The following is a 13376-nucleotide window of genomic DNA, read 5'->3' as shown; positions in this document are numbered from 1 at the left end:
GAAAGCCAGTAGTGACCAGCGACGAACGGTTGGGCATGGAAACAGATGGGTTGTTCGCCCCGGAAACGGCCGCCGAGGCCAGCGCACAGTTCGAGACGCTCGCCCCAGCAGCGAGCGAAGTCGTCCGCGCCGTCGCCAAAGAGATGTCTTTCGACACTGGCGAGTACGACGACCGCGTTACCGGTGAAGTCATCGAGACCGCACGCGAGGCGCTGTATGCATCCCTGCTCGAAGTCCGAATCGGTGACCGCGAGGAGTACCACCAGTGGTGTGACGACCACGAGTGCGAACCGGTCGAGGTCGGGAGCCAGGACGTCGACCGCGTCGTGTGGCACGCGGCCCCCTTCGCGGAGACAGCCGTCGCGGCGACGTTTCAGGAGGAGCGAGAGGCCGCCGTCGCCACGCTCAGACGGCAGGCGTTCGGCCGCCTCTACGCAGACGTACTGGAGGTGTCGCCGTGAGCGACGACTCAGCACCCACGACCGACGACTGGGAGGTTCTGGAGTCGGTCGTCGAGTACGAGACCGGCTGGTATCAGGGTGGGTACGACCTGCTCGAACAGCCCGACGGCACCCAGAAAAAATACTACTGGGCAGAGATTCAGCCGGCAGTCGTTATCGTCGCTGTCGCCGACGACGAGTTGGTCGTCGTCGAGCAGTTTCGACCCGCTATCGGCGAGCACTGTCTCGAACTGCCGGCGGGCCTCGTCGAAGACGGCGAGTCGTATACCACCGCCGGCGCGCGGGAACTCCGCGAAGAGACCGGGTTCGACCCGGCAGGCGTCTCGCTTCTGGAGGAGTTCTGGGTTGCGACCGGCGTGTTGCGCCACCGCCGCGGTATCGTCTTCGCCGAAGGACTCAAGCCGGGTATCCCCGAGCGTGACACAAACGAGTTCCTCTCTGTCGGGACGGTCCCAGTCGAGGACGCACTCGACCGCGCCCGGGCCGAGCCCGCGAACGACGCCACTATCGAGGGAATTCTGCTCGCAGAGCACGAAGGGTTGCTCTGAGCCGTCCTGGTCTACGTGTCGAGAAGCCGTGCCCCCTCCCCGACCGTCGTCTGGAAGGCCCGCGCCTCGACCCCACGGTCGTCGAAACCCTCGACCATCGCAGCAGCCACCCGACGCTTGAACCCCTCGGGACAGACCGCGAGAACCGCCGGACCGGCACCGCTTATCGTCACACCGGTCGCACCAGCCTCCAGCGCCCGGTCGTGAACGTGCCCGTAGCCGTCGATGAGTTTCGCCCTCGAGGGCGTAACGACCGATTCTCGCATCCCGCGGCCGACGAGATACGGGTCGTCGCGTTCCATCCCTGCAGTCAGTGTCGCCGCGTTGCCAACCGTTTCGACCATCTCGTCGAGGCGGACGCCGTCTGGGACGACCGCTCGGGCGTCGCTGGTCGACACCACGATGTCGGGCAGACAGACCACCAGTTGCAGGTCCGCCGGCACGTGCGTCACGCCGTCAGGTGTCGCGACAGTGAACCCGCCCAGTAGTGCCGGCGCGACGTTGTCGTCGTGAGCCTCGCCAGCGACGACGGCCTCCCCCTTTGCAGCAATCGAAACCAGTTCCTCGCGCGAGTAGCCACGGTCGTACAGCTCGTTCAGTGCAAGCGCCGCCGCCGCCGCGCTGGCTGCCGACGAGCCAAGCCCCGATGCCGGTCGGATTCCCTTGTCGATACGGATACGAGCAGGTGCATCAAGCGCGTCGACGACCGCGCCGACGGTGTTCTGTGCGGGGTCTTCGGGGATGTACTGGCTGCCTGCACCGGTGACAGACAGCGTTGTCCGGGGAGCTTTCTCGACGCGGAGGACATCCGCCGGCCCCGAGAGCGCGATGCCGAAAACGTCGTACCCGCTGCCGAGATTTGCACTCGTGGCCGGTGCCCGGACAGTAAGCATACCCCCTCCTTTCGCCGGTGCCATAAAAAACCTGACGAGAGAGCGTACCGGGCGCCAGTACGACGACGTTCGTAGTCTCCGGGCTGATTGCAGGCGTCCCACGAGCAAGCGTTTTTCACACGCGGCCCATAGCACAGTCAGGTGAGCTATCGATGGGAGACCGCGCTCGGCGACCCACGCGTCGTACCGTGTTATGCCTCGGAGCCGTTGGTGGATTCGGAGCAGTTGCCGGCTGTCTTGGCGGCGATTCGACGCCTGCCAGCGAGACGCCGTCGGGGACAGACAGTGACAGCGCGACACCGACGCCGGAGCCGACAGGTACCCACGAATTCAGCGTCGAGACGGTGACTGAGGCAGTCGCTGCTCCCTGGGGGATGGCGTTTCTTCCCGACAAACGTCACCTGCTCGTGACCGAGCGCGGCGGCCGACTCTCGCTTGTCAACCGGGACACTGGTTCGCTGACGGCGGTCGATGGGACGCCATCGGTTTTCGCCGGCGGCCAAGGCGGGTTACTCGATGTGACACTGCACCCGGAGTTTCCCGACCCGGCGTGGGTGTATCTCACCTACAGCGTCGCAAACGAGGCAAGCAAGACTGCGACAGCACTGGGACGAGGACGCCTGACAGGCGACAGGGCCAGTTTCGACGAATTCGAGCAGATACACGTTGCAGAGCCGTACGTCGACTCGACGGGGCATTTCGGCTCGCGGGCAGTCTTCGGCGGGGACGGCGCGGTTTACATGACGACCGGTGACAGGCAGTTCAAGAACTTCGGCCCCGACCACGTATCACAGGACAAGACGAACGAACTCGGGGCTGTCCTCCGGCTCAGACCAGACGGGTCGGTCCCCGGTGACAACCCCTTCACAGACGATGCGGACGCAGTCGACTCGCTGTACAGCTACGGCCACCGAAATCCACAGGGATTGATGCGCCACCCCGACACCGGCGACATCTGGGAGACCGAACACGGCGAGGAGGACGGCGACGAAATCAACATCCTTCGGCCCGGCGGCAACTACGGCTGGCCGGTGGCGAGTACCGCCTGCGAGTACGGCACCGACGACCCGGTCGGCGACGACCACTTCGAACGCGAAGACACCGTCCCGCCGGTGTACTACTGGGAGTGTGGCACCGGCGGGTTTCCGCCCGCAGGCGGGGCCTTCTACGACGGTGAGGCGTTTCCGGACTGGCAGGGCGACCTGTTTGTCGGCAACCTCGCCGGCCAGTATCTCGGTCGCCTGGTCGTCACAGACCCAGGCGACGAGCCGGTGGTTAGGGAGGCCGACCCGTTGCTCACAGACCGCGGGTGGCGCATTCGAGATGTCGCAGTCGCTCCCGATACGGGCCACCTCTACGTCGCCGTTGACGCCGACGGCGGCCCAATCGTGCGGCTGGTGCCGGCCTGACTCAGAGGAATAAATCGAGTGTCGACCGGAGCTGTGTAACGAGCAGAAGGCGGACGAGCAATCCAAATAACAAGAAGACGACGACGTAGACACCAACAGCGGCCCGGCGGCTCTCGAAGAACCCACGGACAGTCATCACCCGGCCCGCATAGACCACATAGTCCGCGACGGCAACCGCCGAGAGGAAGCCAACGAGGAACATCGACACCTGGGTCGCCGCGGTATGTGAGACGAGCATCGCTACCATCGACACGAACTGGACGTTGGTGACGGCCTTGCCGAAGAAACTCGCTTTGATATCTTCGGACTCCATCGCCAGCAGCGGCGTCGACAGGCCGAGAAGCAAAATAAACCCGTCACGAAGGAAAAACAGGGCGAGATACTCGACGGCGAGGTCGGTTCGAGGGAACAACACAGCAACGAGTAACAGGGCAATGAGTTTGTCGAAAGCTGGGTCGAGCACCGCCCCGAGTTCAGTCGCCTGGTCGAGCCGGCGGGCGAGCCAGCCGTCGAGACCGTCGGTCACGACGATGAGAGCGAACACGGGATACTGCCAGAGCGTGTTGAGGGTCGCGACGAGGAGCAAAAACAGTGGCAGTCGGGCGACGGTCACCAGATTCGGGACCGTCCATATCTCCTCGCTCCGCTCACGCCAGTCGATGCCCATAGGGTGTCGTGCCCGTGGTGGCGTAATGTATTTCCCGGTTTTTTTACGCTTATTCACAGGACTGAAACAGAAACTATAGCCCCACGCACAGTGTGAGCAGCCACCGCTATACAGAGGCTACCTCACGGTTGCGACGAGTCACGTCGGTCCAGTTGTCCTGCCGACCATTTCAGGTGGATGACCGTCGACGCGATACCGACGACAATCAATCCAGAGACGAGTAGCGTTCCCGTCGTCACCTGAAGGATATCCAGCAGTGCCCCCGCAGTTATCAGCAGCCACCCGACGAGCGTGGTGACCGCTCCGACAGTCATCGAGCGAAGTGCTTTTTCTCGGGCCTCTGGGTCTGCCTCGATAGCCTGGTCCTGGGAAGCGGACTCGTCGACGCCTAGCCCTTGGCGCATGAGCTGACGCATCGCCGAGGACTTGTTTTCGTAGTCTTTCTTGTACTCGTCCCACGCCTCGGCAATCTCGCCCGAGTCGTCGATACGAGTTCCAATTTGCCGCTTTCGTGACACGGGGTTACATACTCGGGCAAGTAATTTAGTCTTTCTGCTTCCCGTTAACAGACGGTTCAGTCCTGTTCGATAGCAGTTAACAGATGTTTCAAAGGCAGAATTGTGCTGTTAACATCCGGTACACTGTGCGAAAATACTATGTGCGTGGCGTACTGAGCCAGCATTATGGCGCGACTAGAGAAGTTCGGTACGCCAGCTCTCGTCGGTCCGGTTGTCGGGGCGGTGACGTTCGTCGTCGGGTTCCTGCTGACGTACGGTGTCTCTGTGTTGAACGGCGGAACAACTACAAACGGCGCAGGTTGGACGTATTATCAGGCGCACTTCGTCAACATCGAGACGGAGGCCGTCGGCGGGAGTGAGTGGGCAGGAGTATTCGGTGGCCAACAGTTCAACTACCTCCTCCAACAGGTACAGGGGTCCGTAGTCGACGCTGGACAACTCGTTACCCCTTCGGAGATGTTCACGTCGACTGTTATCCCTCCAGCAGTCTATCTCGGCATTCCTATAGCGGTTCTGTTGCTCGCTGGGTTCTCGCTGGCCCGAGTATCGGACGCTGAAACGCCCCTCCAGGCTGTATTAGCTACGAGCACTATCGCAGTTGGAACGACGGTGGCGGCGGCTGCCGGGACCGTGCTGTTTGCGGAGGGGACTGAACTGCTCGTTCGGCCTGCGCGGCTGGACGGAATTCTGCTTGTCGGGCTGTTTTACCCGCTGGTCGTCTGCCCGGTTGGTGGAGTGATAGCCACCATGACGCCGGCCTTGGAGACTGTTTCCCAGCCGACGAGCAAACAGGCACAGGAGAGAGACCAATCCGCAGGCGACACCGGCGCCACCAGACCTGAGACACACCTCAATCGGCGGAGTGTGCTTGCAGGCGCAGGGACAATCGCTCTGGGGACGGCCGTTGGGTCGGCAGGCGCGGCAAACACCGAGTCGGGTTCTCCGGAAGCAGTAGCAAGAGAGTTCGTGACGGCACTCGACGCAGGCGACAGGACAGCTGTCAACCGAACGATAGCCGATGACAGTGAACTCGACGAGTGGGCGCCCCGCGAGTTTAATTGGGTGGGCGCCTTCGAGATAGCGTTCGTCGATTTCCGGACTGTCAACCACGCTGGTCGGGGAGTCACAGGCGCGGTCACGATGACAATCGGCGGAAACAGAGAGACACTCCGGTACCGATTCCGCGAAAACAGTGCCGGAGACTGGAAGCTCTGGGAGGCAGTCGATGGTCTGCGGAGTTCGCCGAGTGCAGTCGCGCGAGAGTTCGTGACGGCACTCGACGCAGACGACAGGACAGCCGTCAACCAGACGATAGCTGACGACGGTGAACTCGACGAGTGGACGGGCGATGAGTTCGACTGGGTTGGTGCCTTCGAGATAGATTTCCTCGATTTTCAGACCGTTCGAGCCGATGATAGAGGGGTTGTCGGTGAAATAGACATGGCCGTGGCCGGCAACGAGGGGAGCCTAAAGTACCGATTCCGCCAAAACAGTGCCGGAGACTGGAAGCTCTGGGAGGCAGTAGACGGCCTCCGCGATTGACACAGCTCTGACTGCAGTCGTGGCGAGTTTCGTGGACGGTACGATACCGCATGCGACAGCGAATACCCGTGTTTCGTATCCAAGCAGGGCAACATGCGGGCAGGAGACTTTTTATTGAGGCATGTGAACAGGACACTATGACAGACACCGAGTCCGTGACGATGACAGACGACGAATGCGAGGCGTTGCTCGGCCGGACAGCGACGGGCGTTCTCTCACTGACTACTGCGGCCGACGAACCACCACACACATTGCCCGTCTCGTTCGGGTACGACAGCGTGACCTCGAGTTTTTACTTTCGGCTCGCAGACGCCGACAGTCAGAAAGGGGAACTCGCTGGCCGCCCCGCATCGTTTGTCACCTACGACCATGACGGGACGTACAGCAGTGTCGTCGCGAGCGGAACCCTCGAGTCGACGACCGACGACGAGACCGCGACAGAAGCGCTGGCTGGCTTCGAGCGTGTCACCATCCCCTACGTCGACATCCACGGAGAGCCACCGGCCGAAGTGGAGTTCACGTTCTATCGGCTCGTGCCCGACGAACTCACCGGCCGCAAGGAGGCGACGACAGAGCTGTAACCGTTCCCGGAAGGCGAGAGTGACCACCGGTTTTCATAGTCACGTCCCGAGAATGGTCACGTATGACCACTCGCGTACTCGTTCCCTACGACACGTCAGAACAGGCAGACTACGCGCTCGAACACGCACTCGGCGAGTTCGACGACGCCGAGATTCTGCTCGAACACGTCATCGAACCGTTCACCAACTACACAGGCGCAGGGGGCTACGACACTACCCGGTACAAACAGGAACTACAGAACGCCGAAAGCATGCTGGAGACAGTCTGTGACCGTTACGACGACGACCGCATCGAGACGCTCGTCCACTACGGCCGTCCGGTCCACAAGATTCTCCAGACTGTCGACGAGGAAGATGTCGACACAATCGTCATCGGGAGCCACGGCCGCGACGGGGCGACACGACTACTCCTTGGTAGTGTCGCCGAGACTGTCGCCCGCCGCTCACCGGTCCCGGTAACAGTCGTCCGGCAGCCAGCCGAGCGCTACGAGGCGCCGGACCACGTCCTCGTCCCGTTCGAGGGTTCAGACGCCTCGAAACACGCGCTGCAGTACACACTCGACCGGTTCGAGGATGCGACTGTTACCGCCCTGTACGTCGCCGTCCCGGCCAAGGGAGACGCAGGTACCGTCGACAACGTGTTCGACGCCCTCGAAGACTGGGACGACGAGCGCACTGCCCACGTCGAATCGATACTCTCTGCCGCCGAGACGGTCGCCGCCGACAGCGACCGAACGGTCGACACTCAGAACATCGACGGCACCCCCGCAAACGCCATCGTCGAGTTCGTAGACGAGGAAGGCATCGACCGGGTCGTCCTTGGCTCGACAGGACGTGACGGACTTACCCGCCTGCTTCTGGGCAGCGTCGCCGAAACGGTTGTTCGTCGCTCGCCGGTCTCTGTCACCGTCGTGAAGTGAGCTACGTATGTGTCGACCCGCCGTCGACGACGAGTGATTCACCGTTGACGTACTCACTGCGGTCACTGGCCAGATAGAGCGCCGCATCGGCGATATCCTCTGGGTGGCCGAACTCGCGCAACGGTACCGTCTGCAGGAACGCGTCCTCGCTCTCACCGCCGATAATCGGCACGTCCTCGGTAACCATCGAGGTCTCGATAATACCCGGATGAATCGCATTAACGCGGACACCCTCTGGGCCGTACTTATCAGCCAGCGAGTAGGTCATTAGTCTGACTGCACCCTTTGAGGTGCAGTACGAGATGAAATCGCCCGACCCTTCGAGTCCGGCCACGCTCGATAAGTTAATGATTCGCCCGCCATCGTCGAGCAACTGGTCGATAAGCGCCTGCGAGAGGAAATAGACGCTTTTGACGTTGACGTCCATTAGCTGGTCGAATTCCGCCTCGGTCACCTCGGTAAACTCCTCGCCACGGAAGATGCCCGCATTGTTGACGAGTATATCGGCACCGCCCATCTCCGCGGTCGTCTCGGCGACCGTCTCGCGGTCTGCTTGCTCGGTTACGTCACAGTCGACAAACGTCGCGTCGGCGTCAGTCTCCTCGGTGATGCGTTCGTGTGTGGGTGTTCCGCCAGTCCGTGGCTCCGTTCGCAGGTCGGCAACCACGACATCCGCACCAGCCTCCGCAAACTGCAGACAGATTTCGCGCCCGATACCGCTCGCGCCGCCGGTCACAACCGCTATCTCGCCGGTCAGGTCTGATTGGCTCATACGTTGACATACGCTCGGAGCTGAGAAAAGCGTCGCTCACGTTACCAGAGACTGAGAACAACAGCGGCGAACGGAGTGACTGTCAGTGAGAGGCCTCGCAGTTTCCAGCGATTCCCGCGAGCCGTGGCCGGGTCGTGATTATGCCAACTGCTCGATGTTCTCGACGACTGCCTCGGCGAACTCTGAGGTGGCGAGCTTGTCGCCGCCTTCGATCTGGCGTTCGAGGTCGTAGGTGACCTGCTTCGAGGAGATGGTCTCCTCGACGGCGTCTTTGACGAGCTGGGCGGCGTCGCCCCAGCCCATGTAATCGAACATCAGGACGCCCGAGAGAATCATCGCAGTCGGGTTGACCTTGTCCTGACCGGCGTACTTGGGCGCGGAGCCGTGGACCGGCTCGGCGAGACAGCGTGCGTCACCGAAGTTCGCGCCAGGGGCGATACCGAGACCGCCAATCTGTGCGCCACAGGCGTCGGAGATGTAGTCACCGTTGAGGTTCATCGTCGCCAGCACATCGTACTCGTCGGTCCGGGTCAGCACCTGCTGGAGCATGTTGTCGGCGATACGGTCGTTGACCACGACTGCGTCATCAGGCTGTTGGCCGTCGCGCTCCTCCCAGAGCGTGTCCTCGGTGATGACCTCGTCGCCGTATTCCTCTCGTGCGACCTCGTAGCCCCAGTCGCGGAACTGGCCCTCGGTGAACTTCATGATGTTGCCCTTGTGGACCAGCGTCACCGAGTCGCGGTCGTGTTCGAGCGCGTAGTCGATAGCGCGCCGGATGAGTCGCTTGGAGCCGTACTCGGTGATTGGTTTGACACCGATGCCGACCGGGCCGCTGTGGATGGTCTCGTCGAAGCCCATCTCGTCTTCGACGAACTCGCGGACCTGTTCGACCTCGTCGGTTCCCTCTTCCCACTCGATGCCGGCGTAGACGTCCTCCGTGTTCTCACGGAAGGTGACCATATCCATCTGCTCGGGCTCTGAGACCGGCGACGGGACGCCGTCGAGGTGGTAGGTCGGTCGGACGTTCGCGTAGAAGTCGAGCTTCTGGCGCAGCGCCACGTTCAGCGAGCGAAAGCCAGCGCCGACAGGCGTCGTCAGCGGCCCCTTGATGGCGACGCGGAACTCCTCGATGGCGTTGACGGTGTCATCGGGAAGATTCTCGTCGTACATCTCGCGGGCAGTTTCGCCGGCGTAGACGCGCATCCAGGCGATGTCGCGACCGGTCGCGTTGGCCGCGGCTTCGAGCACCTGCTGTGCGGCAGGACCAACGTCAGTCCCGATGCCGTCACCGTGCAGAATGGGGATGATAGGCGTCTCGGGAACCTCGAACTCGTCGGCTTCCTCGTCGATTACCTCGATCGGTTCGCCTTCGTCGGGCACGTCGATTTTGTCGAACTCCATATGGAAAACGGTTCGCTACCCGCGGTAAAGTAACCCCCGTTTTCGCTCTGGCATGAGAGCCGTGCACACGAACAGACGGGAAACAGCGCAGTTAACCGTCGCGATTTCGAGAGCCACCGTATGCACGTAATCGTCCACGGCGGCGCAGGTAGCGAGCCACGAGAACCAGAGCCCCGCCAAGAGACCCTTGACGAGGCCGCGGCGACCGCCAAAGCGGCGGCAACCCCAACGGACGCGGTTGTCGAGGCGACGCGCGTCCTCGAATCCGGCCCACGCTTTAACGCCGGCGTCGGCGGGGCGGTACAGAGCGACGGTGTGGTCCGGACCGACGCTGGGCTAATGACCGGCGACGGGACGACCGGCGGTGCCTGTTCGATGCCGGGCGTCGAACACGCTATCGAGGTCGCCCGCGTCGTCACAGAGGAGACGCCCCACATCATGGTCTCCGGTGAGCACGCGGTCTCGCTGGCAGAGGCATCCGGCGTGGCGACAGACAGGGACCTCTGGACGGAACGCACTCGCACACGCTGGGACGAGCTCGACCCGGTTGAGAGCGACGACGTACACGAGCATTTGTCCTGGCTCCGGGAGAAGTTCGGCGGCAGCGACACTGTCGGCGCAGTCGCAAGCGACGGCGAGCGCGTGGCGGCGGCCACCTCGACCGGGGGTCGATGGTGTGCACTCGCTGGTCGGGTCGGCGACGTGCCACAGGTGGGCTCGGGCTTTTATGCCACCGAACACGCCGCCGTCAGCACGACCGGCGCAGGCGAGGAGATTGCGAAATTCGGCCTCGCCCGCCGCGTCGCCGATGCTATCGAAGACGGGGAGACGCCAGCCGAGGCGACAGACCGCCTCATCGAGGCGTTCGACACAGCGACAGAGGCGAGTGCCGGTGTCATCGCCGTCAACGCCGAGGGAAAGACCGGCGAATCCTTCAATTCGAGTGCGATGCAGACCGCGACAGACCACGCGTAGGGCCGGGCGGGAACGGTACGCATATGCCCCCCTCAACCAAAGATAGAGTATGAGCACCGACGTGGACCTCGAAGACGAGCAATACGAGAAACACAGAGAGGCCGGCGAGATACTCCAGACCGTTCGCGCAGAGGCCGTCGAACGCATCGAGGTCGGCGCGAGCCACCTCGAACTCGTCGAACACGTCGAATCGCGCATCCGCGAGCTCGGTGGCGAGCCGGCTTTCCCGATGAACGTCTGTGTCGACGAGGAGGCCGCCCACGGCACGCCGAGCATCGACGACGACTCGACGTTCGGCGAGGAGATGATTAACATCGACATCGGCGTCCACGTCGACGGCTGGATTGCCGACGCCGCTATCACGGTCGACCTCTCGGGCAACGACGAACTCGCAGAGGCCTCCGCGGAGGCGCTCGATGCGGCCATCGAGATGGTCGAGCCGGGCATCGATACCAGCGTCCTCGGCGACGTTATCGGCCGAACTATCGAGGGGTACGGCTACCAGCCGGTCGTCAACCTGACCGGCCACGGGCTAGGCCACTACGAACAACACACCTCCCCGAATATTCCAAATAAAAAGATTCCCGAGGGAGTCGAGCTGGAAGTCGGCGACGTGGTCGCTATCGAGCCCTTCGCGACAGACGGCCGCGGACGCGTCGGCGAGGGTAACGCCGAGCAGATTTTCGCCCTGGAGAACGACAGTTCGGTTCGGAACCGCAAGGCACGGGAGGCACTCGACCAGATTACCGAGGATTTCCGGACGCTCCCGTTCGCGACTCGCTGGCTCGATGTCGACCGCCCCGAGATGACGCTCCGACGGCTCAAACAGCGAGACATCGTCCACGGCTATCCGATACTCAAAGAACAGAAGGGGAGTCTGGTCAGCCAGAAAGAACACACGCTCGTCATCACCGAAGACGGCTGTGAGGTTATTACGCGCTGACGCCCGGCCCGACAGCCCGGGTAGATTCGTCGGTTCCACGAACCTGCCTCTCACAACAGTTATCAGACCATGAGAAAATCGTAGCGTAATGGTGTCCGTCCAGCATGGGCTCCCCGTCTTCAGTTTTGTCGGAGCACTCGTCTCGCTCGCGGTCGTGAGACCGGCCTTTAGAAGCAGAGAGAAACCTGGGGCGACCGGACTGTTGTTGGCTGCGCCGGGTGCGAGTCTGTTCTGTATCGCTATCGGTCTGTGGTGGACATCAATTCCCGGCTGGATGGGATACATCGCAAACAACGCCGGTGTACTCGGCGCGACACTCGTAACCTTTGGCTGGCTGTTCACCATCGGCGAACATACCGAGACGCTCGCGCTGACACGGCGGCTGTTCACGGTGGTCGGCGGCTATATTGCGGTCGTCCAGGCGCTCGTGCTCACGAATCCGTATCATCAGTTGTTCATTTACCCGGGTTTCAAGCTCCGTGCTGACCCTCTGTTGGACCTCCCCATTCAGTTGAATTTTCTACATATACTGACGTTGTACGCCTTCGGACTCGTAGGTTGTGTCGTCCTGGTCAGCGACATACTCCAGTCGTCGGGAACGCGGCGCAAACAGAGCGGTGCGCTGTTGCTCTCGCTTCTCCCACCGCTTCTTTTGAACGTTCTATTCGCAGCTGACGGGACTGCCGCCAATCTGACGCCGCTTGGATTCGTGTTGACGACACTCGGGGTAGGGTGGGCGGTGTTACGGACCGACTTCCTCGACCTCGTCCCTGTCGGTCGTGCTCGTGCGCTCCAGAATATGAACGACCCGGTGGTGACAATCGACACCGAGGGACGTGTCATCGATGCAAACCCCGCCGCTCAGGAGCTGGCGGGTATCACCTCGGAGTGGGAGGGGATGGCTGTGTCGACGTTTTTCGCGGCGTGTCCGACTCTCGTCACGCGGCTTCAGTCGAGTGAGACCGGCGGAACCGTCACCGTTACACACCGGGGGAAACAGCGGGATTTCAGCCTCACCGTCTCGCCGATTAGCCGCGAGCAGGGCCACGAACTCGGACGCGTCGTCGTGTTCCGGGAGGTGACGCGGTTGAAAGAACGCGAACAACAGCTCGATTTACTCAGCCGAGTTCAGTCCCGGGTTCTCCGGCACAACATCCGGAACGAACTCGACGTTATCACCGCTCAAAACGAGGTATTAGCGGCCGAACTCGACGGCGAACACGCGAGAATGGCAGAGAGGACGTTATCGAGTGCCGACCGGCTGCTCTCGGTCAGCTCGAAGGCACGGACGGCCGAGGAACTCATCGACCACGACCAGACGCCGACGACGGTCAATCTCGTCGAGACGGTCGAATCGGTTGTCGAAGAGTGTCACACGGCGTTTCCGGCCGTGTCGTTCAGCGTCGACGCCCCGTCGGCCTGTCGCGTCGAGACGCTACCGGCACTGGAGCTGGCACTCGAAAATCTCGTCGAGAACGCCGCAGAGCACAATACGTCCCCCAATCCCGAGGTCGCGGTGACAGTTACAGCGACCGACGAAGCGGTCGTCATCACGGTTTCGGACAACGTGCCGGGTATCCCTGACCAGGAGCTGGCCGTCCGGGAGCGAGGTGAGGAGACGCCGCTGGAACACGGGAGGGGTGTCGGGCTATGGGTCGTCGACTGGGTCGTCGAGAGTGCGGGTGCCTCCCTCACCTTTGAGACGGGCGAGGACGGCACGACGGCCAGGCTCGCGCTCGAATGAGT

At 62.3% G+C, this 13376-nt stretch carries 14 protein-coding genes; 9 read left to right on the top strand and 5 right to left on the bottom strand.

Annotated features, from left to right (window positions below):
- Positions 1–35 precede the first annotated feature (35 nt).
- Both BLR34_RS00510 and BLR34_RS00505 read left to right on the top strand, forming a co-directional pair.
- Positions 36–461, top strand: a complete 426-nt coding sequence (locus BLR34_RS00510; protein WP_092698330.1) for a DUF5809 family protein — start codon at positions 36–38, stop codon at positions 459–461.
- Positions 458–1009 (top strand): NUDIX hydrolase, encoded by a 552-nt coding sequence (locus BLR34_RS00505; protein WP_092698328.1) that lies wholly within the window; start codon positions 458–460, stop codon positions 1007–1009. Before BLR34_RS00510 ends, BLR34_RS00505 begins: the two co-directional genes overlap by 4 nt.
- A gap of 11 nt (positions 1010–1020) precedes the next feature.
- Here BLR34_RS00505 and BLR34_RS00500 read toward each other — a convergent pair whose 3' ends face one another.
- Positions 1021–1902 carry a homoserine kinase gene (locus tag BLR34_RS00500; protein WP_092698326.1) on the bottom strand — a complete coding sequence of 294 codons (882 nt, stop codon included), beginning with the start codon at positions 1900–1902 and terminating at the stop codon, positions 1021–1023.
- Positions 1903–2054: 152 nt separating this feature from the next.
- Here BLR34_RS00500 and BLR34_RS00495 point away from each other — a divergent pair, with 152 nt between their 5' ends.
- Positions 2055–3311 (top strand): PQQ-dependent sugar dehydrogenase, encoded by a 1257-nt coding sequence (locus BLR34_RS00495; protein ID WP_092698324.1) that lies wholly within the window; start codon positions 2055–2057, stop codon positions 3309–3311.
- 1 nt (position 3312) lies between these two features.
- On the opposite strand, the gene BLR34_RS00490 is transcribed toward BLR34_RS00495, so the two are convergent.
- Together BLR34_RS00490 and BLR34_RS00485 are read right to left on the bottom strand one after the other, a co-directional pair.
- Positions 3313–3978: a CDP-alcohol phosphatidyltransferase family protein gene (locus BLR34_RS00490; protein WP_092698322.1), complete on the bottom strand. Its 666-nt coding sequence runs from the start codon at positions 3976–3978 to the stop codon at positions 3313–3315.
- A gap of 122 nt (positions 3979–4100) precedes the next feature.
- Complete coding sequence (locus tag BLR34_RS00485) at positions 4101–4496, bottom strand: hypothetical protein (RefSeq protein ID WP_092698319.1); 396 nt, start codon at positions 4494–4496, stop codon at positions 4101–4103.
- A gap of 165 nt (positions 4497–4661) precedes the next feature.
- Here BLR34_RS00485 and BLR34_RS00480 point away from each other — a divergent pair, with 165 nt between their 5' ends.
- The 3 genes from BLR34_RS00480 (at position 4662) to BLR34_RS00470 (ending at position 7539) form a co-directional block, all read left to right on the top strand.
- On the top strand, positions 4662–6038 hold the full coding sequence (locus BLR34_RS00480; RefSeq protein ID WP_092698317.1) for a DUF7978 family protein: 1377 nt from the start codon (positions 4662–4664) through the stop codon (positions 6036–6038).
- Positions 6039–6175: 137 nt separating this feature from the next.
- Positions 6176–6619 carry a pyridoxamine 5'-phosphate oxidase family protein gene (locus BLR34_RS00475; protein WP_092698315.1) on the top strand — a complete coding sequence of 148 codons (444 nt, stop codon included), beginning with the start codon at positions 6176–6178 and terminating at the stop codon, positions 6617–6619.
- A gap of 62 nt (positions 6620–6681) precedes the next feature.
- Positions 6682–7539 (top strand): universal stress protein, encoded by an 858-nt coding sequence (locus tag BLR34_RS00470; RefSeq protein ID WP_092698313.1) that lies wholly within the window; start codon positions 6682–6684, stop codon positions 7537–7539.
- A 1-nt stretch (position 7540) separates the two neighbouring features.
- On the opposite strand, the gene BLR34_RS00465 is transcribed toward BLR34_RS00470, so the two are convergent.
- Both BLR34_RS00465 and icd read right to left on the bottom strand, forming a co-directional pair.
- A complete protein-coding gene (locus BLR34_RS00465) occupies positions 7541–8311 on the bottom strand; it encodes an SDR family oxidoreductase (protein ID WP_092698311.1) in 771 nt (256 codons plus the stop codon).
- Between the two features lie 138 nt (positions 8312–8449).
- Positions 8450–9712: an isocitrate dehydrogenase (NADP(+)) gene (gene icd / locus BLR34_RS00460; protein ID WP_092698309.1), complete on the bottom strand. Its 1263-nt coding sequence runs from the start codon at positions 9710–9712 to the stop codon at positions 8450–8452.
- 120 nt (positions 9713–9832) lie between these two features.
- Here icd and BLR34_RS00455 point away from each other — a divergent pair, with 120 nt between their 5' ends.
- The 3 genes from BLR34_RS00455 to BLR34_RS00445 all read left to right on the top strand — a co-directional run bounded on the left by BLR34_RS00455 (position 9833) and on the right by BLR34_RS00445 (position 13374).
- Positions 9833–10687, top strand: a complete 855-nt coding sequence (locus BLR34_RS00455) for an isoaspartyl peptidase/L-asparaginase (protein WP_092698307.1) — start codon at positions 9833–9835, stop codon at positions 10685–10687.
- Positions 10688–10736: 49 nt separating this feature from the next.
- Complete coding sequence (gene map, locus BLR34_RS00450; protein ID WP_092698305.1) at positions 10737–11630, top strand: type II methionyl aminopeptidase; 894 nt, start codon at positions 10737–10739, stop codon at positions 11628–11630.
- Positions 11631–11718: 88 nt separating this feature from the next.
- Complete coding sequence (locus BLR34_RS00445) at positions 11719–13374, top strand: histidine kinase N-terminal 7TM domain-containing protein (protein ID WP_092698302.1); 1656 nt, start codon at positions 11719–11721, stop codon at positions 13372–13374.
- The last annotated feature ends 2 nt before the right edge of the window (positions 13375–13376 follow it).

Origin of the sequence: Halovenus aranensis (assembly GCF_900100385.1) — an archaeon.
In the GTDB taxonomy this organism is placed as follows: domain Archaea; phylum Halobacteriota; class Halobacteria; order Halobacteriales; family Haloarculaceae; genus Halovenus; species Halovenus aranensis.
Note: the sequence above shows the minus strand (reverse complement) of the source record. Positions and strands in the feature narration are given on the sequence as shown.